This window comes from Pectinatus sottacetonis, from assembly GCF_015732155.1.
GTDB classification, from domain to species: Bacteria; Bacillota; Negativicutes; order Selenomonadales; family Selenomonadaceae; genus Pectinatus; species Pectinatus sottacetonis.
In genome coordinates, this window is sequence record NZ_WIQK01000001.1 from 862,337 (window position 1) to 888,060 (window position 25,724).

The window sequence follows — 25,724 nt, forward strand, 5'->3', positions numbered from 1 at the left end:
CACTATTTAGTCAATCGCTTATTCATTTATGCAAATGATCCTTTTGTCCGCCCTTAGAAGGGCGGGGGACCGCTTTAGCGGTGGTGGGTTGCATTCTTCCCTCTATGTTAAGGATAACCATAATAGTATAGACTGCTGAATACATTTTTTACAATGTTAGTTACTAACATTATACATGATTTTCGTCCCCTTACGGGGCTTATGTTTTTTAATTAGGTGCAGATTTTCTAAAGTCTTATGATGTAAACAAAGTTTTCGTCCCCTTACGGGGCTTATGTTTTTTAATATCCTAAAAAAATGCGCACTATCAGCACGTTAATTGAGTTTTCGTCCCCTTACGGGGCTTATGTTTTTTAATTATGTAAGCCAAATATTATAAGAGGTGATAGCATGAAGGTTTTCGTCCCCTTACGGGGCTTATGTTTTTTAATAAGAAAACTTATAAACCTTAAGAACCGCTTAGAAGGACACGTTTTCGTCCCCTTACGGGGCTTATGTTTTTTAATTTCAGCATTACTTCGTACAATAACATTATACTGCTTAAAGTAGTTTTCGTCCCCTTACGGGGCTTATGTTTTTTAATATTCTTAAGTTTGCATTAGTTATATCTTTTTCCGCGTTTTCGTCCCCTTACGGGGCTTATGTTTTTTAATTGCCTATTCTGTTACCAATCTTAAAAGTGATAGGGGAAATGTCACCGTTTTCGTCCCCTTACGGGGCTTATGTTTTTTAATTGACTAGTCTAATTAAAGCAAGTTATTGCTTTAAAGGCTTGTTTTCGTCCCCTTACGGGGCTTATGTTTTTTAATTGCAAAAGAGAATGTAGGTATGACTATATTGTTGTTGTGAAGTTTTCGTCCCCTTACGGGGCTTATGTTTTTTAATTTACAGGATTAACACCATTATTGGCTAGTTTAATAAAAACGTTTTCGTCCCCTTACGGGGCTTATGTTTTTTAATTAAAGAGTAAGAAAAAAACGTAAGCCGCTTGATTGCGCAGTAGTTTTCGTCCCCTTACGGGGCTTATGTTTTTTAATACAAGTGTGATCAATACGAATACTGTAGAGAACAATTAAAGTTTTCGTCCCCTTACGGGGCTTATGTTTTTTAATGGTGTACCTGCATGCATATCATTTGCATTGTATAATTTCCAAAGTTTTCGTCCCCTTACGGGGCTTATGTTTTTTAATGAATAAAAAAGAAATTGAAACATTTAAAGATATTATAGAAGTTTTCGTCCCCTTACGGGGCTTATGTTTTTTAATTTTCATTACTTTACTCATCATTTCTATTTTTTTCATTTTAATCGTTTTCGTCCCCTTACGGGGCTTATGTTTTTTAATTTCAAAATTTAAATGTACAAATGAACAAAAATATTATCATGTTTTCGTCCCCTTACGGGGCTTATGTTTTTTAATAAAAACAATTCCGTTGTCATAAATAAAAGATTTGTCATTAAGTTTTCGTCCCCTTACGGGGCTTATGTTTTTTAATTAACATATAGTACTGATCTATTGTTATACTTAACAAATACTGTTTTCGTCCCCTTACGGGGCTTATGTTTTTTAATAAAACAATATTAAAAACATAATGGATAGACTATACAGATCAAGTTTTCGTCCCCTTACGGGGCTTATGTTTTTTAATATAATTGTTTTGTAACTTCTGAAGATAACTTTTATCAAACAGTTTTCGTCCCCTTACGGGGCTTATGTTTTTTAATAAAGGGAGCCATTGGTTCGATAGAGATACTATGAAATTCTGGTTTTCGTCCCCTTACGGGGCTTATGTTTTTTAATATGAAAAAAATAAGTATTGCTGAATTTAAAAGAAATGTGTTTTCGTCCCCTTACGGGGCTTATGTTTTTTAATAAGCTTAATATTTCTTCTCTTATATCCATTTGTAAAACCGTTTTCGTCCCCTTACGGGGCTTATGTTTTTTAATAAACATTGTTTTATATTCTAAACGGGGATCATAGAAAGCAATGTTTTCGTCCCCTTACGGGGCTTATGTTTTTTAATAATTTATTTTATAAAAGGTATTGCACTATTATAATATATGTGGTTTTCGTCCCCTTACGGGGCTTATGTTTTTTAATTTCTTCTGCTCAAAACAAGGTATATTCACACAAAGTCATAGAGTTTTCGTCCCCTTACGGGGCTTATGTTTTTTAATTTAAAGCTGTTATAAATAATAGAAAAACAAATAAAGAATGTGTTTTCGTCCCCTTACGGGGCTTATGTTTTTTAATCTGTGAAAAATGGTTATAAATTAGTATCAGATAATGATATCGTAGTTTTCGTCCCCTTACGGGGCTTATGTTTTTTAATAAATATTGCAGGTAAATCGGTGCAATATATAGGAGTTATTGTTTTCGTCCCCTTACGGGGCTTATGTTTTTTAATTTGTGATATTGTTTGTATCTATACAAGATATAAAGGTATTAAGTTTTCGTCCCCTTACGGGGCTTATGTTTTTTAATTGCTATAGAAGGGATTCATGTTATATTTGATTATTCAGAACAGTTTTCGTCCCCTTACGGGGCTTATGTTTTTTAATTTGATAGTAATAATAAGTTTAATATTTAATTTTAAAAAAGTTTTCGTCCCCTTACGGGGCTTATGTTTTTTAATAATTTTGTTTATCAATTAAGTCGTTTATATGAAGGTAAATAGTTTTCGTCCCCTTACGGGGCTTATGTTTTTTAATGATATTGAAGAATTTAACAGTATTGGTATAATAAATCATAGTTTTCGTCCCCTTACGGGGCTTATGTTTTTTAATAATTATTAAAGGTAAAACAATTGAAGGTATTCATATTATAGTTTTCGTCCCCTTACGGGGCTTATGTTTTTTAATCTGCTTTTGTTTCGTGATACACTATATCAAAAAACTTGTTTTCGTCCCCTTACGGGGCTTATGTTTTTTAATAAGCTGATTACACCGCAATTATCGTAAAAGGAGGGATAAAAGTTTTCGTCCCCTTACGGGGCTTATGTTTTTTAATAATGTAGTAAAAATAGGCGAAAACATTGTAAGTGTGAAGGTTTTCGTCCCCTTACGGGGCTTATGTTTTTTAATTCAGTGCTTTCAAAACACTGTGATGGAAATTGGCAGTTTTCGTCCCCTTACGGGGCTTATGTTTTTTAATTATGCTAATAATTTTTATATTACTAGCATTTTCAATAAGTTTTCGTCCCCTTACGGGGCTTATGTTTTTTAATCCTGTCTGCTGTGAACTCTATTGCTATTGAGCTTATTCAACAATTTGCGGCGCAGATTAGTTTTTTGATGACTTTGACTAATATTTTTTCGCATAATAACACTCTAAGTCCCACCATTATAGCAACGGCGCGAATTCACTTTCTTATTTATAATACTTTTTTACTATAGCATATTACTGTTAAAATGTATAGTACCAGAAGGATTCAGAAAATAATAACGTCTTCTACATGAGTATGGCCTTTTCCCCATGAACGCACTGAAGTATGATCTGCTAATAAGTAAATACGCAACGAATCCTCCTGTGTATTTACTATGCGGCTAGCTTTATTTACCAGCTTTTCATAACGTTTTTTATCGAGATAAGCCTCGAACGCTGACTTTTGCACCCGTGTACCAAATCCTTCTAAACATTTAACCATTTTATTACGGCATTTATTATCAACAATGTCATAGATAATAAGAACTATGTATCTTTTATCATCAACAGCCACAAATTCATTTTCATCAGTAAAAACATCACTCATAATATAATACCTCTTTGTTCAATAATTCTTATTTACATAACTATATATTTTAACGAATGAATATTGGTAAATATGCACCTGTATCAAGAGTTGTCAATGCCTGTGAAAATAAATTAACATGTTTATTTAAGGCATAACGGTAAGATTTTTTACTTTCTTCATATTTATTAACAGTACGCATCTTTTTTTCATAAGCACGTAAAAATATACTGCGCCCGTCTCTTGTCAAATATACACCTCCATTAGTTTCAGATTTTTGAAAATGTTCTAGTTTTATCTCATTATGCTGTATTAGTGCCAATACCATCGAATCAACAATAACAGCACGCCATTCTTCCAATAAATCAGAAGCCAACGCCGGATGGTGGTTTTTTAATGCATGCATAAATCCAAAATATGGGTGCAGACCATTATTTTCAATAGCTGTATATAATTCATACATGACCAGTGTATAGCCAAAACTGAGCATAGAATTAACAGCATCACGCGGCGGCTGCTTACTGCGTTTTTTAAATGTAAATGGATCTGATACTATTTTACCTAAGGCCTCAAAATATAAGCGGGCAATAATCCCTTCATATCCCATAATCTGTTCTTTACTAGTTGCACTATTTATATTTTTTCTTGTTGCCAAAATGTTGCTTATTATTGTACTTATTTCATTTGATTGTTTATGGCGGTTATAGCGACGCAGTATCACAATTTGGTTATGTACTTTTGCCGCTATTATTTTTTTGCTTAGTTCTATAGCAAACGGGGTATCCTGCACCAGCATCTGCTGTTTGTGCTTTGTCACATTTACATGCTGTGTAGATTCTAATCGTCCAAAAAATTTCCCCATTGACGATATCCAAGTAACAGGAATCCCTTGCTGTAATAGCGCAACCATTGCCTGTGAAGATACCTGCACACTTTCTATTAGTACCAAGCCTTCCAGTATTTCTGCCGGTATTTCCATGATAGTTTCCAGATTACGTCCCACAATAAATTTATCGCCTTTTTTTTGAATCCTAGCACCTTCTTCAGTAATATAGGCAAAGCTCATTATTCCCACCCCAAAGTATTTTCATTATAAATATTGCCTTATTTTTTCATTCATATGATCATAGCTGTTCCAGTCAGCATTGCCAGCAAATATTATTTGATATAATTTTTCAATATCATTAATGATTTTTTCCCACGTAGTTTTCGCATTTTTTTTAAATGTATCCTTTGATATAGCAATAATTTCATGGACTGCTATATTACGTACATTTTTTTCAAAATCCCGTAACTTATTCATTAAATCATAATATAGCATTTTTTTTTGTTTTTCTGCTTCATATTTAATAAGCGGTAAAAGATTAGATGTATTAACCGGCATATTATAATTCATCTTTCTAAATTCTTTTTCCAGTTCTTTCTTATAGCTATCAGGTAGTTTACTTTCTTTATATTTTCTTACGCCGCCATCTTGAAATGTATAATCATCCATAGGAATATTTAATGATTTCTTTAATATCATGTAGCTTAATCTATATAATACCGGTGATACACCTTGGGCAAATTCTAATAAATTATTACGCGTTCCTAATTTTTTTAAATGCATAATATATTCAAATATATCCCGGCAGTCACTTGATTGTACTGGATATACTTCTTTATATTTTAAACTGCTGCTGTCAAAACATTTTTTTGCCTTATTATGCTCTAAATGCAGCCTGTAATCAGCCGCCTTTAACATCAGTCTTAAATCAGCTGCAAAAAAATATTCAGCTGTCTGTAAAACAGTCAAGGCCCCTTTATAATCATATGTTTCCAAATATTTGACAATAATATTTTTTACCAAAGCTTTTTTTATATTATCATGCTTTATTTCTTTGCAGCGTACTTCAATCTCGCTGCTGTCTGTAATATTATCAAGATTATTGGCCCAGCTTTCTTCTTTATTATACTCATCATTTACAGCTACGCTGTGATTAGATTTTTTTGCCGGTGTATCCACAGCAATAAGTTTTAATTTTATGGGGAAATCTGCCGTTGCTGCAAAAAATCGTAATGATGTCATCATCTGTGCTGTTCCCGATGTAACATTAGCCAACACTGTGCAATCAGGATTTTCTTCATATATTTTTCTTAGATCCTCTGGATAATATTTATCAAACTTATCCATTATCTGCGGCTTATCTATATCTTCATGATATAATTTTACAATTTCTATAGCAGGATCAAGCTGTTTTAACGTCCATACATATATATCTTTCTCCCGGTCACGTTTAGCCATTTCTGCTGTTAAAAACAAATATACTTTCTTTGGCTTATAATAACGGACAATATGCAGCATTGGCCCGTCAAAATCACCGCGTATCGGATCGGTGCTGCCTACTGGTGAAAAAAGAACACATTCTTCCATAATTGTTTTCCTCTCTTTATTTAATCAGTGCTGTTACACTGGTATTATTATCTTCACGATTTTTTGCCCATACTTCCACGTTCCCCATACCTAATGCTGTTTTTATACCAATACCGCAAAACTGTCCATAGGCAAACAGCATATTCAGCCAGCGCACTGTCATCTCCGGCCCTTTTATAAAAATATCAATATCGCCGCTAAATCCGGTTATTCTTACTTTTTCCAAACCAAATCGCCTCGATGATAAATTATATCCACGAATAAATGTACTCTTGCATATATCTTTATAAGCTTCTTCGTCTTCAAAAATTATACTGTCTGCTAAATCATTCCATCTTCGATACAGGCTGGCCAAAATTAGCTTTATATTGGGAAACAGTTGATACTCACCATTGCTTTTAAATGATGTCGGCGTAATAAATTTTATATGCAAATTGCGCTGCGGTTGTGCTATGGTAAAAAAACATCTGCTAAAATCCTTATATGAATAACCCGTTGATATATTATGAAGCTGTATATGATATTTTTTATCGCGCTGACGCAGATAGATTATATTATCATTCCATAGCTTTGCCAGCTGTTCTAAGTAATTATTCATTTCCGCCGTTAAGGCATTTATCTGCCAATAACCAATATTTTTTTTTACATAAACGGCTTGGCTATATGGACGAGCAGATGCATTATGCAGTTGCTGTGCTATTTGCTCGGGCAGAAACTCTATCATGCAGCCATGCATGATGGAGCCCATATTAAAGTTAATTCGTTCATTTTTATCCTGCGGTGTTATTTTAAATATATATTGTTTTATCATAACTATCTCTTTTTTATTTATTCTATAAGACCTAAGCCTATATGATACATATTATTTATATCACCTGCTACTTTTAATGTTCGAGGCGAGACCTGTCGATCTAAAATATTATGCTTATGTTTTTTAAATTTATAATCCAAATAATTTTTTACTACATTAACTGCTTCCATTCGTGGCAGCAAGGAGTAAATAATTGTCTTGGTAAGAAATCCACTGCCGCCGCCAATAATAATATTAGCCATATTTTCTCTGCCATTCCAGTACTGTCCATAGGCATTAAAAACTTCTTTTTCCAGACTTACTATTTCTGCTGTATAATCTGCCATTATCTGCAAAACATCTTCAATCGAGTTAACCCCACAGGCCTGCATAAATTGTTTTTCCACAGTCATAGCAAAAGAAAAGCTCGTATCAATAGGCACACATTCACGATATAATGGCAGTTTTTTTACAGCTTCTCCCTGTTTATCTTTATACAGGCTGATATCACATTTACGATAAACCTGTGTTTTAACAGCACCATTTACGCAGGCATCGCCAATGCGCAATCCGCGCATTATATCTGCCCTGGCATCAGTTACACACCGTCCTTTATCAGTAAAACCTCTATATTTATAAAAAACTGCCCGTTCTATTTCTTTGGCTAAGTTGTCAAAGTCTTTTTTTGCCGACGGCCTTATCTGCTGCAAACTTCTTTGCCACGATTTATATTGCGGCGCTGTTTTTACCTGCTTATATAATAATGCTGTCCTTATTGCCCCTTTTATGCTGCTGCCGGGAATATAGATACTGCCGTCAGCCTGGCGCATAAAGGGCATCATATCATTCAAGTCATTTTTATCACTTTTTATATATGTTTGCGCTAAAGCACATGAGGCTGCATCTGTCATTTTTATGTCATTATCTATACACCATTGATATAATGGCAATGGTTTTCCATTGCCGGCGTTGCGAATGATATATTTTTTGTATTCCTGTAAATAGTCTTTGCTTTTATGCCCCAGTGCCTGTGCCAATGCGGCAAAATCCTTTATCTGAGCCTTTGACTCAGATAAAGCCCCCTTTTTCCCATTTGCTGGATTAAAATTTTGTAAGAACTGCAGCCATTTATTTTGCTGTAATAAATAAATAATACCCTTACTTTTAGCAAAAATATATTCATTTTTACTTAGCTTATTGCCACTGCCAATATGGATGGGCGCCAAACATTTCAGCTGCATTTTTTTTGTTTGCAAGAACTCATTCATAGCTCTAACCTCACATATATTCCTTTACCATATCTATATACAGGATGACTGCCATTATCATTAACATCGATGACTGTCCCTGCCAAAGGCTGTTTAAAACAGCTGCCATGCATAACCGCAAAATATCGATTGCGTTTAAGCGGAACTGTACTATAATTTTCATCTGTTATAAAGCCACCGCGCGGCAACAACCGATAAGAACCTTCCTGTAATTGATCAATTTCTGTCTGTGCCGGTATCATATTTGATAGACTCATATATACCTGCCCTTGTGATTTTGCCAATAAATGATATAAATTGCTTGTATCTTCTCCATCATTATTATCTTTTAATACTTCTTTGGTATAAGTAAATTTACCATAACCACTGCTGCGCTTACCACCAATGCCCGTATATACTAATAACTGCAGCAATTTATCCAATAATTTTATATCGTCACTGCCTGCTGTTGCCGCTATAAAATAAAGGCCGCAGTTTGCTTTAATATGCACTTGTTCCATAAAATAGGGCAGACTTTCCTCACCACGGCAGTTTACTTTTTCTATTAACTGCTTTTGATATATGTCATCAGCAGTTATATATTTATCATCCTCCTCTTCAATGTAAATTTTACCCGTTTTCATGCACTCAAGATAGTTTTCAAAATCATATATAGGTATATACTGCAGTTTTTTTAATTTTTTTGCTCCACCCATACGCGTTTTTATGACTGTAAGACTTTCCCGCTTATTTTTTTTATCTACTGTCCATAACGGCTTAGGCAAAAATAAACAAGCTTCATCATATGGCAGTAAATCACTAATTAAGAACTGCCCCTTGTCTACACTTTGCTTTAGTATTTGCAATTTATCAGTGCCATAGAAAGCTATACATTCATTGGCTAGTGCTGAAAAGAAAGTGTCCGCCTGACAAATAACATCACTTTTATCAAGTCCTGCCGTTGATCCAAAACGGCAGGGAGTAGTAAATGACAATTTATATATATGATAGTCCATATTATCTACCACCTTTTAAAATTGCCGCTATTTTCTCCTTATCAATACTTACATCATCGCGTTTTATTGGTATATCCACCTGTAAGTTATCTATTTCTATTCTGCCATATCCACGCGAACCATGACTGCCAATATAGTCATCTTCTAACAATAAAATGGCTTGCTGTAATCCTTTTATATCTTCTTCATATTCAGCCATACTTTCTAAATTATAGATAAGTTTAAAGGAAAATACTGCGCCAGCGGGAACCCGTTCAATCTGGCGTGGATTTGCCTGTGCTGTTAAACGATTTATTGTATTTTCAAATTTAACTTCCGTAAGGTAAAGATCAGTATCCATTTTTTCAATACTTTCTTTGCTTTCCTCTTGCATAGATAAATCAAAAAATTGTAAACGGGCTGGCTGTATTGGCTCACTCGAACCAAAAAGCCGCTTTACTACTTCATCATCTTTATCAGGTTCCCCCAATACACCGATGCCTCTTTTATCATAAAGCTTAGCCAATAATGTTCTCATTTTACCCTTTATGGAACTGCCTGGAATAACAGGACATTTTGTTAAAGAATCCCTGATAATAGGACTATCCACCGCACCAATAGCCGAGGTATTGCCGCCACCGCCAATATGCATGCCTGTTAATATTTTTAAATCACCGCTGATACATACTTTCGCCTGTAAAGTCCTTATATTATTTTGTTCCATTATTTATCGCTTCCTCCATGATATTTATGTAATGCTACAACAGCTTCCATTAAATCGGCAAATCTTTTATATTCCGTTATTCCCTGCTTGGCAGAATTTATTCTTTTAGCCATATTACCAGCTTCGTAAAATTTTTTTAGCGGCCGTGGCCCTTTATTATCTTCACGACCTACTTGATACATCAATTTAACATCTAAAAAATCCACTAAATTTTGCAAATTCTGCGGTAAATCATTGCTATTGTCATTATTTTGTATTCGTTTAGCTTTTAAAATTTCTACACGGTTACTAATAGTTACAACCTCATTTAAAAAGTTACGCAATTTTGATGTATTTAATGCTGGAATTGGTCGATCCTTTCTCATCTCCATTGCCTTGTCAAAAAATTGCTTAGCTTCATCTAATATGCTTTGTGCCATTTTCTCTGCCCCCATTATCCATTTCTTTATTTTTATCACGCAATCCATATATTATAAGCAATAATGCTGTAAGCAGCTGCCTGCTGTTTTGCCAATCTTTTTCCGTAAGCCAATCATATAATTTTTCCCGGACTTTTTGGTAATCAGCATCGGCCTCAGCATCTTTTTTATCAGGCTGCAGACGAGCCAGCCAATAAATAAAACGAACTATATTCATGCGTTGCGGCTTATCCTGATTTTGCTCACTGCCATTAATTTTTTCCCGTAAAAATTCTAGCAAACGATAGAGCTGTCCCTTGCCCACTGGCAAATGGCCTTGTCCCAATACAGCCGCTTCAATCTCAGTATTAAATTTAAAGTATTTCGTTAAAAATGATATTTTTTCACCAACTACTTCATCAATAAATACCGGCCATTCATAACAATGCACTGCCTGTTTATTCTTATCCTCTATCCCCATTTGTTCTAAATTGTCTAACAATGCAATACGATTACGCCCACTGTCTTTAGCCAGGGATTCTAATTGTCCGGCAATATTAGCCATCTGACTAATGGGATAATTATGTTCCAGCATCGCCATCCCAGCTGATATAGTTATTTTCCCACCACTAAATCGGTTTAAGGCCTGATACAGGTCAACAGCAAATTCCAATACTTCATCCCATGCACCAACGACAAAAACATCATCACCGCCTGAATAAACAATAGCCAGCTGCCGGCCACCTTTTTTCCTATTCCATAATGAAAACAATGGCTGATCCTGCTCATTTTCCCCAGCAATATTACCCTTGCAGATACAATTTATATATTTTTTAAAAAATAGTGATAACTGACGGGACAATGTTGCCATACGCGATAATGTCAGATAATGCGTTCCTTTTTCATCACGAAAAGCTGTAGCAAACGTTTGTCCCAGTCGGTCAACATCAGCACGCAATATGCCCAGTCGTTTAATCCCCTGACTTTGCTCCGCCAAATACTCAAAATCAGCTGTTTGTGGATATTTACTATTGTTCTGTTGTAACTGGACAATATAATCGCCTACCCATAAATTTGTTGCTAAAAGATTACCTGTTTCTAATACATTTTTCGTATATAGGCGTTTAATTTTTGCCTGATCATAGCTTGCTAAACGATTTTTTCCCATTATATGAAGACTATATATGTCATTCCATGATGGTAATGGCAATCCTTTATCATCATTCACAACAACAAACACGTTCTTGTCTTCGGAAATAATTTCTTTGCCAAAATCATATAACTTATTGCACAATGAACAAACCTTAGTATTACTATCATTACTTCCGTGAAAATTCTCTAAGTCAGTTGATGAAGTATGACATATACCACATTCCCTGCTGCCGTCACGCGTTTTATTAATCACACTTTGCGGATCAAACATCTGTATAAGCTGCTGTTTACCATAGCGGCATAATTTCTGCTTACTTAATTTACTGCTTAACTTACGAAACAATTCGCCAATCTGTTCATATTCTTCTGTATCTATAGCAGATGCATCTGGAACCATAAAATTAACAGCACTGCATTCCTGCCAGCCCAATTCCAAGTATAGTGTTGTCCCGGTTTTCTGCAAGAACCATTCATTACATTTATTTTTCAGCTTAGCCATTTTTTCTTTAACTTTCTGTGTATCAGCTGCCAATAAATAGAAATGACCGCCACCGGTGTATATAAGATTACAGCGATTTAATCCTAATTCTTCCAGTATTTCATCGGCAAGATATTCCAATACCATATCAAGATAAAATGAACGACCACGTAATGATTTTAATGCTCCGGTAGCAGCTATCGTATAAATAAAGTCCTGTATACCTGACATATCCCCAGACACCAGCAAAAACATATTTTTCTGCCGATAGTTTTTATTATTTTTAAAACAAGCTGCCTTATAATCAGTAATATTATTTTCTGTAAAATATAAATACATAGCATTGGCAACTGCCGCTGTTAATTTTACATGGTCATATAAAGAAATATCAGTGGCTTGTTTTTGCATAGTGCTTGATGGCATATATGAGCAAATAGCCTCAATTATTTTTAATAACTGTTCCGGTGTTGTGTTTATAAAATTATCTTTTGTTATATTGCCATCTTTTATCATCAATGACTGTAAATTTTCTTCAAAGCAATTCAATAATTTTGCATAATTATCACGACTTGCCTGTATTTCATTATCATTTACTGGTACGCCATAATTAATTTTTTCATTTTGTACAAGCCCCCGCAAATAGTGATATGATTTATCTTTATCTGCACATGCTCCATTCAAATGATCAAAAATACTTTCTAAAGCAATATATTTTTTAAATCCGGCTTTATCTGTACCTTCTTCGTCACGCCTATCAAATCCAGATGCTATATTATCAGCTTCATAAATAATATAAGCTATATTATCATCAGTTAATTTTGCCTGTGCCAATGCTCTGCCATGATGGTATTTCACAGCTTGCAATATTTCTTTATCACTACAGTATTTCGATAATAATTCTGTACCTAATGACGAATGATCCCGTTTTATATCATTGCTGCGATAAACTATTTTCCCACAATCATGCAAAAGTGCCGCCAATGATATTTTATGTATTTTCTCCATATATATCCTTTCTATATACTATTTAATCTATAAGTAATGTATTTTTTTAAGAAAATATAAACTATTCACTATATATTATTCCCACTTTTTAATACAAAATCCTTTAATTAGAAAATTTATTTACCTGCCAGCCATGCATTTCCGTATCATAATACCTGTATTATGAAGTTTTTTACTATTTTTTCGGCTCTATAGTTTTGCATGAAAGTGTTATGATATTATATTAATTACAGTACAGCAGAAATAAATACATTAGCCCTAACAAGATCATACCTATTTTGCCGTTGTCAATGCCGTAATACAGCAACGTGCTGATTTCCAGTGTTCTATCTATGCAACCCCACCACCATGCTGTGCATGGTCCCCCGCCCTTCTAAGGGCGGACAGAAAACCATGCCTGTTTCTTGTATATATTTAAAACTTCGCCGACCAGCCAATTATTCATAATCCCGGGCTGATAGAAAATCATCTGTCTTGGCGTAACAAAATATAAAACAACTGTAGCCAATAATTATAAATCCATGTAAAATACCACTAATCTATTATAAAACTGTAGCGGGAAAAACTTATTTTGCCGATTAATAATTATAAATCCATATAAAGTATCGCTAATCACTGTAATTACAATACAGGATTAGCGATATTTTTTTCTGCACACTATTTAGTCAATCGCTTATTTATTTATGCAAATGATCCTTTCGTCCGCCCTTAGAAGGGCGGACAGAAAACCATGCCTGTTTATCTTGAATTACGATATTATAACAGTTCTGTAAAATATAGTTTCATCTATTAAAAATATATTTCATTAAGCATTATGAAAAGGCAGTTATTTTAACCAGTATAATATGAATTATACTATATATAAAAACCCATCTCCCCCTAAGTTGATGCAATAACTATAAAACATACTACTCAACAATACCAGTCACAGCAACACAATTACCGCCATTATTTTTAGCAATATACATCTGTTTATCTGCCAAGCCTATTATTTCTTCTATTGATACATTTTTAGTTATATTTTTTATATCTATAGTATAAACACCGATAGATGCTGAAATACCTGGTTTTACATTTTCGCGTAATTGAAATATCCTGTGCCGAATACGTTCAGCAATTTGGCATGCTGCTATTTCACCCACGTTATTTAAACAAATAATAAATTCATCTCCCCCAAACCGACATGCCCAATCTTCTTTTATTCGGATTGTCCCAGAAAGTATTCTTGCTACATCAGTGAGTAGTTGATCTCCCTCAATATGCCCACAATCATCATTTATTAGCTTAAATTTATCCAAATCAACAAATAAAATTGACATTGTTTTTTTGGTTGATATGGCTTCACTAATATCCCTAGGCAGACGATTATACAAATATTTTTTATTATACAGCCCAGTTAATTTATCCTTAACCATCATATCATTCATTTGCATAAAAAATTCTTGAAATAAGGTAATTTTCTTATGTTCATTTTCCATACACTCATCATCCTGAATAGTCAGCCTATCCGTTACATCTTTTACTAATTCTAATACACTAGGAGTAGATTTATATAACAGTGGAATAGCAATAGCCAGCCATAATTTGTCGCGGTGTCTTATTAGCTTATGTAATACTCTTTTTTCTATATACGATTTTTCTGCTATACAACAATTTTGTTTGCATGGACTTTCTTTATTCTTAGAACAAATACCACACCAATTAAACGGATGTACATTATGCCTACTATAATCAATAATCACTTTTCTAGAAAAAGGTTGTACTATTCTAACGCCCGTATATAGTGTACTTAAAAAAGGCCCCGTAACCATATTTTGCATATCATCATGACTGCTTACCATAAAAAATGATGCATCTCCTGTATCCTCGTTTTCTTTTAGAATAATCTATATAAAATTATTCTTATAGTATACTACCACATATATCCTTAAAATTGGCAAAATTAATACATTATTTTATAAAAAACTTATATCAATAAGTTAATTATCCTTTGTTTTGTCTACAATACACTATTGTTAATTTTTACCGTAAAAATAATTTTCCCTTTCGTATATGATACATTGATTTTTCCGTTAATAAGTTCTGTCAATTCTTCTGCTATGGATAAACCTATTCCATAACCTTTTTTTTGGCTGTTATGCGATTCATCCCCGCGATAAAAGCGTTCGAAAAATCGCGAATAGTCAATATTTGCACCAGCAGCATAATCGTTTATAACAGATATTATTGCTGTTTTTTTCTTATTCTGTCGGAGTATTATGTCAATGGTCCCTTTATCATCACAATATTTTACTGCATTATCTACAAGTATGTTAACAAGTTCATATATACATTTGGCATCTGACTGGATATAAATCGGTGCTTTAATATTTGAAAAAAGTTTTTTATCCTGATCTTTTGCCATCTGCTGAAATGATGTGACAATTGTTGTTATAGTTTCTGACAAGTCAAATTTGGTAATATTCAGGTCTGCATATGAACGTTCTCCCATTTTGGACAGCATCACTAAATCGTTTATTAGATTAGACAGCCGCTTAACTTGTTTTAAAATACTCTCTGTCCATTGATTTTTCCCATTAATTAATGCTATTGCTTCTGCATTAGTTGAAATTATGGCAATAGGTGTCTTAAGTTCATGCCCGGCATTAGTAATAAATCTTTTTTGATTTTCCATGTTGCGGATAAACGGCTTCAGTGGCAATTTTGATAATGCTGTCAATATGACAATATACAATAATACACAAGCAATCCCTACCAGAAGAGAATACCGCATAAATGCTTTTACTGCATCTACATCATGTGTACAGTCCATAATAACAATTAAAAAATCTCCATCGTTCCTTTTTGTAATCATATAGGCATAACTAGCTCTGTCTTTTTTAAAAAAGCCGGTGTTTTTTCCCTTCTGCACTGTAGTCTGGGCATATTCAATTGCTTCATGTTCCGTAAAAGCTGCAATATTTTTAATATTAATTTCTCTTACATAACCAGCAGGATTAACAATAACACTAAAAAAGCGTATCTGATAGGAAAATTCCGGCGTATCATCCGACCAATTTGTATTATTGAACCAGCTGCTATCATCAACAGGCACTTTTCTTGGTATTCTTCCACTATTTTGTGAAATATAGGAAAGAACCGAATTCACCTGATCAGTCATATGTATATAGGTAATAGTATTGATCAACCCCAATACACCAGCAATAATTGCAATAACGGCTGCCGTAGCAATTAGAACAAATTTCCAGCGCAGACTTTTTATCATATTCATCCATTATCATCCCCCACTATATAAAAACCTATCATATTAATTCTTAGTTTTTACTTTTCTATCAGGGAAAATTCATGGTCTTTACATCCTGTAATTTGAATATTTGCCCCTATGGAATGCATTTTTTCCCGCAAATATGATATATATACCCAAACTATAGATTTATCCACATCTATATCACCTTTCCAAACATGGGCAAAAATATCTTCTGTAGTCAGTATTTTTCCGGCATTAAGCATAAAAAATTTCATAAGTTTTGTTTCTTTACTTGATAAACGGATCGTATTTCTGCATGATAGTTCCTGCTCTTCTATATCCAAGTCTACTGCCCCAATGGAAAGTTTTGCCGGTGCATAGGAATCGTTTCTTCTGGTCATGGAACGGATACGGGCTAATAGTTCTCCCATGGCAAAGGGCTTAGTAAGGTAATCATCCGCACCGGCATCAAGTCCGGTAACTTTATCATTTACTTCTGCTTTAGCCGTCAACATAATTGCCGGTGTCAAATTTCCCATACTGCGCAATTTTTTTAAAGCCTCAATGCCATCCATTTTCGGCATCATAACATCGAAAATAAAGCAATCATACATATTTTCAGCAGCTTTTTCCAGTGCGGCTTTTCCATCATATACTGCATCGACATCGTAACCGGAGTGAGCCAGTATCGCCACTAGTGCAGCTGACATATCATGTTCATCTTCTGCTAATAATATTTTCATTTCCCATGCTCCTTTATTATTCTGCATTAATTAAATCTCTAATTGTCTGCATGGATACATCACATGCTGCCAGCTCATCAGCACAACGTTTTAATTCTTTTTCTATCATCTTTGGTTCTTTTATGTCGTGTTTATATTTCATTTGATGTTCCAAGCTGGCCCATGAATCCATGGCAATAGTACGTATCTGTATCTCCGCAAAAAAATGTCCTGGTTTTATTTTCTTTACATCTTCGTACGGTTCTGTCAGTTCAACAATCATATGATAACTGCGATAGCCATTTGCTTTGACGTTCTTAATATAATCTTTTTCTTTAATAACACGGCAGCCTTTTATAGACTTTATATAGGCAATGTTCAAGTAAATGTCTTTGATAAACCGACACACAATGCGAATACCTATGGCATCATGTATAGAAAAAAGAGCGGCCTTAGCCGTCGGTGCCAGTCCTTTGCGACAGCATTTTTCTTTCATGCTTTCTGATGATTTTACCCGGTATATTAGATGTTCATAAGCCATTTCACCGGTTTTTGCTTCTTCTTGTTCATTATAAGATTGAATTTTTTTTATTATATTATCCAAAACTGCTTTTAATACAGGTTCATATTTGCCATATATATTGTCATCCATATTTGCTGCACCTCTGATCATATTCATACTAAGTGATTATTTATTATAGTTTTTTTACTATATTTTTATATTTTACCATATTTTTCAGCAAAATTTTTATACTTCTGCTTTATATATGATCTCAGTACATTTACAGTGTCCGCAAAATAAAACAATGAAAATAAAAAATTTTTCTATTTATAATTGGAGTATTTTATTTTCATTAATATAACACTAGGACTAATTGATTTTTAAATAATCTATGTTATAATTAAATGTAGAAAAGGATAGTTGATGCGTTGCGGCTCGGCTTTCCTCGAATGACATGTTTGAAAGAAAGCCGGCTTGCTAACGTGAGTCGGTTTATTTCATTTTAGTACATGAAATAATGGCTACTATAAGTAAACCAAAACTTATCATTAAGGATAAGACTTGAAATGTACTCACAGCACCACCTCCTCCAAAGAGGAAAAACCGAAACATCAACTATCCCATGCGGATTATTATAACATATGCAAAATATTAAATCTATTGTGCCAGCAGGCATAAGAAGAAAAATAGTTTAAGGAAATTTTTTACCAAGTTAACGATTATTATGGATAAATATATAAATTCTAAGGGGGGTTCTTTATGGATGATGATGCATTAAGACAAAAGGTTTTAGATAAAATGACAAGAGTTTGTCTTTGTAAAGTGATTAATCGTGCTGCAATGAAAAAAGCTATCGCAGCCGGAGCAGATACTGTTGAAAAAGTTAAGCGGGCAACGGGTGCGGGTTCAGGCCCTTGTCATGGCCGCCGCTGTACGCCAAAGATAGAGGAACTTTTATTAGCTGCTAAACAGCAATCAGAATAATACTAAACAATAAATATCAGTAAAATAAAAGTGCAATAAACAAAAACCTCGAGTTTCCTGACTGTTTCACACAACTGGGAAATTCGAGGTCTTTATTTATGTATTAATCTGTTTCAAATTTTATATCTTATTACTATACTATTTTTAAATTTAAAGCAGGCTTCTGTCAGCACTTAGAAAAAAATCGTTTCCAGCAGTAGCAGGCTGTATTCCAGCCCACTATTCTGGTGCATTTTTACTATATTGGCGGATAAATGCATTTTTTAACAACAAATTTTCTGCTAATTATCTTAATAATGTTTACCATAATAATTTATTAACAGTTTTAGTAAAAAATTTTACTTATACTTCATCATCGTCCATAATGCCAAGCTTTCTTTTCCAATAACGCGAATACACTGCTCCCAGGGGATTATGCGCTAATAGTCTGTCTTTTACGACGAGAGTTGTAACAAGTCCCGGACAGCTTTTGTTGAATAAAGCATCATGCCCTACACATAGCCCACAGGAAATATAAAGTTCAACACTGTTTTCTTCTAAAAAACGGGCCTGAAATTTGGGATTGCACATAGCTTCATGTTCTAGTTCCGGCTTTACCTGTTTCAATCCTAATTCTTTTTTAGGGAAACTACAATTTTTGCAACACACACTAAAAAATTCAAATCCCTGGTTGTTAAAATATTTAGCTATATAATGTGCTTCTTTATTCAAACCAATACAAAAAGCCATTCCAAGTTTTTTATAATTCATGGCTTTGGCAAACTCAGCTGTTTCCTGTAAACGGGTAATGTTACTGTAAAAGGTTCCTTCTACATAGGCTGCTGCCTGCATAATTTTTAATTCTTCCTCATCGTATGCTTTGCGGACAGTTTCTAAATCAGTTTGAGTACAATTTACCCCTTTAGTATAACAGGCATGTGTAGCACATTCTGCACAATTGCATTTCATTTTTGTTCTCCTTTCACATTGTACTAATGAATACAAATCGCAATAACTATTTTATCTTTTCAATTCCAAAAAGATTTTACAAAATATTATATAAAATAATAATCTCGGGATTACAACACGAACGAGGTTGTCCTTATAAAAATAGACGGAGGAAATAACATATTTTATGTTATAAATGAAAAGCTTTACCAGAAAACCTCATTGGTATTTTAATTTATTATTTTTCAGCAGCAATAACTTCTATTTCTACTAAAGCATCCTTTGGTAGTGCTGCTGCCTGAAAAGCGGAACGAGCCGGACATTCTTGGGAAAAAAATTCTGCATAAACTTCATTCATTGCAGTAAAATCAGCTATATTTTTCAATAGTACTGTTGTTTTTACTACATCAGCCAAAGATATTCCTTCAGACTCTAAAATATATTTTATGTTCAATAAAGATTGTTTGGTCTGCTTTTCTATAGTATCTCCGGCAAATTTTCCTGTAGCAGGATCTATTGGCAATTGTCCTGAAATGAAGATAAATCCATTTGCTTTTGTTCCCTGAGAATAAGGGCCTATAGCCCCCGGGGCTTTATTTGTTGATAATATTGTCTTATGCATTATCCATACCTTCTTTTGTTAAATTTTGTACTGCATCTGCCATTCGCTTTAGAGCTTCCTGCAACTGACTTTTGGGGCAGGCGATATTAAAACGCATAAATTTATCTCCCCCTGGACCGAATGTGTTCCCATCATTCAAGGCAACTTTTGCTTTTTTCAAGAAAAACTCCATTAATTTATCATGTTCCATATGCAAATCTCTGCAATCCAGCCAAAGTAAATATGTTGCCTGTACCTGTCCTAATTTTATCTGTGGTATATTTTCTTTTAAAAAGACCTGTGTATACTCTAAATTGTTTTGGAGATATTCCATTAATTGGTCTGCATAATATCCACATTCAGTATAAGCAGTTTGAACAGCCAGTGTTCCAAAAATATTACGTCCAAATGCTTTCAAATTTTCTAATTCACTGTAAAATCTATCATGGTTATTACGGTTTGGGATAATAACAGCTCCCGTACGAAATCCCGCTATGTTAAAAGTTTTGCTGGGATTTATGCACACTATACTATTATCTGCTGCTGATTGGGAAATACTGCCAAATGGAATATGCGTAAACCCTTTATAAATAATATCAGAATGAATTTCATCAGATACGACAAATACATGATTTTTTATACACAGGTCGTTTATTTTTTCCAATTCTTTTCTTGTAAAACATCGGCCTGTTGGATTATGTGGATTGCATAAAAGAAACATTGTAGTACGCGGTTTTGCTAATTTTTCTGCTAAATCTTTCCAATTTATTGACCAAGAACCATCTGTATTTTCAATTAAAAGGTTTGGCATAATATATCTTCCATTATGGGGAATAACTTGATGAAACGGATGATAGGCTGGCATTTGCACCAGTATATTATCCCCGGGATTTGTAAAAGCTTTCATAGCGTAAACAATTGCCGGAACTACAGCTGGTGTATATTCTACCCAGCCTTGCTGTACATCCCAGCCAAAGCGGCATTTCTGCCAATGGCAGACTGCTTTTTCATAGCTTCTGTCAATGCAGGGATAGCCATAAATTTCGTGTTCTGCCCGCTTTTTTACAGCTTTGATAATTGGTTCCGGACATTTAAAATCAGTATCTGCTATCCACATAGGAATGACATCTTCTCCATATGTATCCCATTTTTTACATTGTGTATGCTTTCTATCTATAACTGCGTCAAAATTGTGATATAACATAACTTTTTCTCCTTTATATACTTACATATATTCTCAAAAATTTATGAACAGGAATATTATATTGATAATGGCCGCTACAGCCATAGGTATGCAGGTGCGTTTTACAACTTGTATAGGATTTACATCAGCTACACCAGAAATAGCAACAATTGCTGCTGTTATAGGTGAACAAACACGACCAAAACTCGTCATTATCTGCATAGGTAAAATAAGATTCAAACTGGAAATCCCTACTGATTCTGCAATTTTAGGCGCCAAAGCCGCAAAAGAAAAGAACGCTGCATTACCGCTCCCCATTAAAAAGGCACATATAGCAATAGCTATACAGAAGAAAATTATTAAAACATAAATATTTAATCCCAAATGCTGTAAACTACCTGTAAGAGCATTTACTGCCCCAATTTTTACTAAGCCATTAGCAAAAACTTCGCCTGATACAATCAGGGATATTACAATTGCGAAACTTTTTCCCATACCATCAAACATATGTTTTAATCCACATAATGTAAAATGCAAACTTTTCGTTCTAGCTAGCTCAAAAATCATGGCAATAAATGTACTCAAAAACATAGCTGTGACTACATTAATTTTTATGGGACTCTTGAACAGCGGACTAAATCCCAAAATAAAGATCATCGGGATAATTGGTAAAACAGCATAAATCAGAGGTGGTCTTTCGGTGTTTTCTTTTACGCTCATTACTTCTATATCAGGGACATAACCTTCTTTTTTATCCCACCACCGCTGTACAAAAAAATGTACTATTCCTAAAATCAGTGTTGTTGTTATGAAAATAGGGAACTGCCATTTGACAAAATATACTGCCGGATTCAAACCTGTAATATTAGCAGCCAATATAGCATTACCGCTCCCCGGCCCAACATCCATGTACTGCGCGCAGCCTATTACTCCTAATGCAGATAATTTGCTAATGCCTGCCCTGATAAAAATAGGATACATAGTTACCATAAGAAGCAACCCCAAACCGGCATGACTTGGTATAAATATTACCAAAAACTGACTTATAAAAAAACCCATGACCAAAAGAATATATGGTGACTTTATTTTTTTTATAGGTGCGGCCACTACAGCAAATAAAGATTTACCGGCGCCAACATAATCCATATACTTGGCAAATCCGGCAATCGACATGATTGTTAAACCCAGCCCTGCAACCCGCTTACTCATTAAAACCTGAATCATCGTAAAAATATCCAAAATGGCAGATCCTGACGATACCTTAGCTGATAAAATCATAGTTCCATTAACAAATACAGCACATATTAATAAAATAATACCGGCTAATAAAAGCACCGCTTGAGGATAATGCTTTTTTACAATCATATAGATTACCCACATAATAACGAGAATTGACACCAGTGAACTCATATAATCCCCTCTTTTACAATTATATTATATAGATAATAATTTATCATTATTCATATAATAAATTATTATCACAAGCAAGCAAAACTATCCTTAAAACACAAAAAAGCAACAAAAAAAGACACTGATATCAATCCATCAGCGCCCTTGCTGTATCTTTGTATGCCTATATATTACGCAATAATATTTTATTTGTCAAGATTAATATTTTATTTTGGCAAATTTTATACTTCATTTTTCTATGTGGCGTTTTATACGGTTCAAATATCTATAAAGTGTCGGTTCAGATATGCTTAGCTTTTCTGCTAATACACTAACACTGCCGCGTAATAAGAAAAATCCGTCATTATATAGATCTCTGACCAGATTCAAGCGATCATCAACTGACATCTGACTTCCCATGTTGGTATATTGTTCAAATCGTGACGTTATCATATTCTTTATCAAATCATCAACTGAACCTTCCAGATTTTCCATTATGTCATCTTTTAATGTTTTTTTGTCTTCATAATTCACAAAGGAAATTTCATTATCTATAATTTTTTTAAAATCTATCAATGGTGTAATATCAACATTGATGCAAAGTACACCAATTATTTTTTTTGTCTTATCATAAATAAAATAACTTGATGACCGACATGTTTTATTACCCGTTTTCCCCTTATAATTAGTTATAAAAGTTATATGTTCTTTTTTGCCTTTTTTTAAAATCTTAAGCAATAGATCCGTAATAGGCCCCCCGATTTTACGCCCGCTTATATCCCCATTAGCTATTGCTATAATGGATTTCTCCGGGACCGTTAAATCATGAAGCACCACTTCATATCTGTTTCCTAGCGATTTACCCAAAAAATCGACTAACGTAATATACTGTTTTAAATCCTCCACGCACATAACCTCTTTTATAGTTAATTTATCTTCTATGAGTTATTTTTTTCCTTGTGTATTTTCCTGATAAAGCAAAACTTCTAAATAATAAATATAATTTTATATAACATTGCCATATAAGTCAATTCTTGCCTAGATGCCAAAAATACCACTGTTCAGTGAATGAACAGTGGTATTAAAGTACAAGCTTAATAATATTTAATATTTTTTACTATTGTTTTATTTCAAAGCACTGGGAAATTTCGTCATATGATTTTACTTTTAACAGCTTTTTAATGTTGTTTTCGTTTTCAAAAAAACGCATAAGTTCTTTTAATGCCTGAGAATGATAAACAGCATCTGCCCCTGCAAGTGTGATAATAACTTTAATTGATTTATTACCGGTAAAAACCAGTGGACTTTTTAAAGTTATAAGACTAAACGATGTCTTTATCACACCATCTTCCGGTTTCGCATGGGGCATAATGACCCCTGGATACAGCATCATATAGCTGCCCATTTTTTCTACATTATTAAGTACAGCTTTAATATAGTTCTTGGCAATACAGCCCGCGCTAAACAGCAATTTACTTCCAAGTTCAACTGTTTCCCGCCAGTTTGTCCCTTGATAGCCCAGTATTGCACAGTTTTTATCTAAAAGCTCTATAAAAGAAGGATAGCTTTTTTCTTTTCCCATAAAAAGATGCGCCATATCTTTTTGCAGGAGTTTTTCATCAACTGTTGGACAATATTTTCTAGCTACTGCCAATACTTCATCCAGTTTAGGAATATATAGCGATTTTTGTTCTTCCCTGACATATTGGGAAAAGAAAATACTAAGTTCACTAATATTTTTTTCGGTCAAAAATGGTTGTACGAGGATACATTTTATATTAATTGACTTCAGCGGTACTGTAGTAATTACCAAATCTACATCATTATTTGCAATCACCTCATATGCATTATGCAGGGATACTGTTGCCACAGTAGTAAAGTCAAAAATACTTTGCAGCTTCATAAGCACATATTTTGATGTTCCTATTCCTGTAGCACAGACCAAAAGGACTTTTGCTTTTCTTTCCTTTTTATTCTGCATACGTTCTTTGGCTGTCATAAAATGAATACAAATATAGCCGCATTCTTCTTCACTGAATACTATATGCCAGTCTTTTTCTAAAAAAACCACAGCATTTTGCACACAATTAAACAGCCGTGGATAAGTTTGCTTAATCTGCTGCAATATAGGATTATTAATTTTAATGTTACGGCGGGTCCTGTAGATTGATGAATGAATATGCTGAAGCAGGTTTTCATATAAAGCTTCATCTTTTTCAAAAGCGGTGCCATAGTCATTTGCCACTTTTCCTATCAGAGTCAATACAATCATTTGTTGATAAAAATCATTTTCATCTTTTTCCCAAAAAAGATTGCTTCCCAGCAAATGTATTGTAATATAACCTATTTCACTCCGGGGAATTTTTACATTAAATGATTCCTCCAAGTGCTTTGCAATCCCTGCTGCAATAGCAAATTCAGGTGTATTCAACAAATTTCTCAGCTCAGCAGTTTCCATCACTATATCTTTTCCCATGCGTATTCTCTTTATCGCAATCGCCAAATGAATTACTAAATTATTAAAAGCATCATCGGAAAGTGTATTCTGGAGCTGTTTTTCTGCTTCCCTGACAAAATTTTGTATCTGAAGAATAGAAACGTCATTAAATAATTTTAGAAATTCCTGATTATTCATTCCCAAATAAGCAAAAAGTGTTTTTGAGGCAATTTTCCGCAGTTTTTGCTCTTTGCCTGCAAGACGTATTCCCTTGCTTTTTATTGTTTCAACATACTCTGTCTGTGTATTGATCCGACATTTAAGTTCATGGATATCGTTCTGCAATGTAGTTTTACTGACATTCAAATACTCTGATAGATACTGTATTGTAATATAATTTTTTTCGCCTAAAAGTTTGCAAAAAATATATACTAGCCGTTCTTCCTGTGAAAACACATAAGTATATGTATCTATCTCTTTGACTGTTTCACGTAATTTTCTCCGAATATCTTTTTCTACCGCAAAAGATATTCCTTCACTCTGCTTTCTTATCAAAGCTGGATATTTATTATCTCTCAAGTATTCATCAATATTATCTAAATCATACCGTATAGTCCTGTCACTAACACCAAAAGCATCTTTTAAGGTTGCAATTTTTATAGGCTGGCAACTGTGTAAAATTCTATGAAAAATTTGCATACACCGTTTGTTCAGCATAATAAAACCACCATTTCTTAAAATAAGGATACTGTCACATTATAATTTCGACTTCACAAATATGCAGTTCCTCCTGTCTTTCT

The 25,724-nt window shown here is 33.9% G+C and carries 21 protein-coding genes and 1 CRISPR repeat array; of the genes, 1 reads left to right on the top strand and 20 read right to left on the bottom strand.

Going from position 1 to position 25,724, the window contains the following annotated elements:
* Window positions 1-178 precede the first annotated feature (178 nt).
* Window positions 179-3,226: direct repeats of the CRISPR family, unit length 35 nt; unit sequence GTTTTCGTCCCCTTACGGGGCTTATGTTTTTTAAT.
* Between the two features lie 204 nt (window positions 3,227-3,430).
* The 14 genes from cas2 to I6760_RS13040 all read right to left on the bottom strand — a co-directional run bounded on the left by cas2 (window position 3,431) and on the right by I6760_RS13040 (window position 18,015).
* Entirely contained in the window at window positions 3,431-3,751 is a 321-nt protein-coding gene (cas2, locus tag I6760_RS04040; protein WP_196593200.1) for a CRISPR-associated endonuclease Cas2, read from the bottom strand.
* A 49-nt stretch (window positions 3,752-3,800) separates the two neighbouring features.
* Window positions 3,801-4,796, bottom strand: a complete 996-nt coding sequence (gene cas1 / locus I6760_RS04045; RefSeq protein WP_196593201.1) for a CRISPR-associated endonuclease Cas1 — start codon at window positions 4,794-4,796, stop codon at window positions 3,801-3,803.
* Between the two features lie 24 nt (window positions 4,797-4,820).
* On the bottom strand, window positions 4,821-6,143 hold the full coding sequence (gene csm6 / locus I6760_RS04050; RefSeq protein ID WP_196593202.1) for a type III-A CRISPR-associated CARF protein Csm6: 1,323 nt from the start codon (window positions 6,141-6,143) through the stop codon (window positions 4,821-4,823).
* 16 nt (window positions 6,144-6,159) lie between these two features.
* Window positions 6,160-6,954: a CRISPR system precrRNA processing endoribonuclease RAMP protein Cas6 gene (cas6, locus tag I6760_RS04055; protein WP_196593203.1), complete on the bottom strand. Its 795-nt coding sequence runs from the start codon at window positions 6,952-6,954 to the stop codon at window positions 6,160-6,162.
* Window positions 6,955-6,971: 17 nt separating this feature from the next.
* Window positions 6,972-8,201 carry a type III-A CRISPR-associated RAMP protein Csm5 gene (gene csm5, locus I6760_RS04060; protein WP_196593204.1) on the bottom strand — a complete coding sequence of 410 codons (1,230 nt, stop codon included), beginning with the start codon at window positions 8,199-8,201 and terminating at the stop codon, window positions 6,972-6,974.
* A complete protein-coding gene (csm4, locus tag I6760_RS04065) occupies window positions 8,198-9,196 on the bottom strand; it encodes a type III-A CRISPR-associated RAMP protein Csm4 (RefSeq protein WP_196593205.1) in 999 nt (332 codons plus the stop codon). The genes csm5 and csm4 overlap by 4 nt, the downstream gene beginning before the upstream one ends.
* Before the next feature lies 1 nt (window position 9,197).
* Window positions 9,198-9,899, bottom strand: a complete 702-nt coding sequence (gene csm3 / locus I6760_RS04070) for a type III-A CRISPR-associated RAMP protein Csm3 (protein WP_196593206.1) — start codon at window positions 9,897-9,899, stop codon at window positions 9,198-9,200.
* Window positions 9,899-10,318: a type III-A CRISPR-associated protein Csm2 gene (csm2, locus tag I6760_RS04075; protein WP_196593207.1), complete on the bottom strand. Its 420-nt coding sequence runs from the start codon at window positions 10,316-10,318 to the stop codon at window positions 9,899-9,901. Before csm2 ends, csm3 begins: the two co-directional genes overlap by 1 nt.
* Window positions 10,296-12,932 (bottom strand): type III-A CRISPR-associated protein Cas10/Csm1, encoded by a 2,637-nt coding sequence (gene cas10, locus I6760_RS04080; RefSeq protein WP_196593208.1) that lies wholly within the window; start codon window positions 12,930-12,932, stop codon window positions 10,296-10,298. The genes csm2 and cas10 overlap by 23 nt, the downstream gene beginning before the upstream one ends.
* A gap of 908 nt (window positions 12,933-13,840) precedes the next feature.
* Window positions 13,841-14,773 (bottom strand): GGDEF domain-containing protein, encoded by a 933-nt coding sequence (locus I6760_RS04085; RefSeq protein WP_196593209.1) that lies wholly within the window; start codon window positions 14,771-14,773, stop codon window positions 13,841-13,843.
* Window positions 14,774-14,931: 158 nt separating this feature from the next.
* Entirely contained in the window at window positions 14,932-16,203 is a 1,272-nt protein-coding gene (locus I6760_RS04090; protein WP_196593210.1) for a sensor histidine kinase, read from the bottom strand.
* A gap of 50 nt (window positions 16,204-16,253) precedes the next feature.
* A complete protein-coding gene (locus tag I6760_RS04095; protein ID WP_196593211.1) occupies window positions 16,254-16,922 on the bottom strand; it encodes a response regulator transcription factor in 669 nt (222 codons plus the stop codon).
* A gap of 16 nt (window positions 16,923-16,938) precedes the next feature.
* On the bottom strand, window positions 16,939-17,553 hold the full coding sequence (locus I6760_RS04100) for a GTP pyrophosphokinase (protein WP_196594759.1): 615 nt from the start codon (window positions 17,551-17,553) through the stop codon (window positions 16,939-16,941).
* Between the two features lie 342 nt (window positions 17,554-17,895).
* A complete protein-coding gene (locus I6760_RS13040) occupies window positions 17,896-18,015 on the bottom strand; it encodes a putative holin-like toxin (protein WP_407947288.1) in 120 nt (39 codons plus the stop codon).
* 147 nt (window positions 18,016-18,162) lie between these two features.
* Between I6760_RS13040 and I6760_RS04105 the strand changes: the two genes are divergently transcribed.
* Complete coding sequence (locus tag I6760_RS04105) at window positions 18,163-18,387, top strand: (2Fe-2S)-binding protein (protein ID WP_196593212.1); 225 nt, start codon at window positions 18,163-18,165, stop codon at window positions 18,385-18,387.
* Between the two features lie 342 nt (window positions 18,388-18,729).
* Here the strand turns inward: I6760_RS04105 and I6760_RS04110 are convergent, their stop codons facing one another.
* From I6760_RS04110 to I6760_RS04135, 6 genes are all read right to left on the bottom strand, one after another.
* Complete coding sequence (locus I6760_RS04110) at window positions 18,730-19,335, bottom strand: DUF1847 domain-containing protein (protein WP_196593213.1); 606 nt, start codon at window positions 19,333-19,335, stop codon at window positions 18,730-18,732.
* A gap of 217 nt (window positions 19,336-19,552) precedes the next feature.
* Window positions 19,553-19,936, bottom strand: a complete 384-nt coding sequence (locus I6760_RS04115) for a RidA family protein (RefSeq protein WP_196593214.1) — start codon at window positions 19,934-19,936, stop codon at window positions 19,553-19,555.
* Window positions 19,929-21,119: a MalY/PatB family protein gene (locus I6760_RS04120; protein WP_196593215.1), complete on the bottom strand. Its 1,191-nt coding sequence runs from the start codon at window positions 21,117-21,119 to the stop codon at window positions 19,929-19,931. The genes I6760_RS04115 and I6760_RS04120 overlap by 8 nt, the downstream gene beginning before the upstream one ends.
* Before the next feature lie 33 nt (window positions 21,120-21,152).
* Window positions 21,153-22,508, bottom strand: coding sequence for a C4-dicarboxylate transporter DcuC (gene dcuC / locus I6760_RS04125; RefSeq protein ID WP_196593216.1), 1,356 nt, complete (start codon window positions 22,506-22,508; stop codon window positions 21,153-21,155).
* A 228-nt stretch (window positions 22,509-22,736) separates the two neighbouring features.
* Entirely contained in the window at window positions 22,737-23,393 is a 657-nt protein-coding gene (locus tag I6760_RS04130) for a helix-turn-helix transcriptional regulator (RefSeq protein WP_196593217.1), read from the bottom strand.
* Window positions 23,394-23,604: 211 nt separating this feature from the next.
* Window positions 23,605-25,641 carry a BglG family transcription antiterminator gene (locus I6760_RS04135; RefSeq protein WP_196593218.1) on the bottom strand — a complete coding sequence of 679 codons (2,037 nt, stop codon included), beginning with the start codon at window positions 25,639-25,641 and terminating at the stop codon, window positions 23,605-23,607.
* Window positions 25,642-25,724 lie beyond the last annotated feature (83 nt).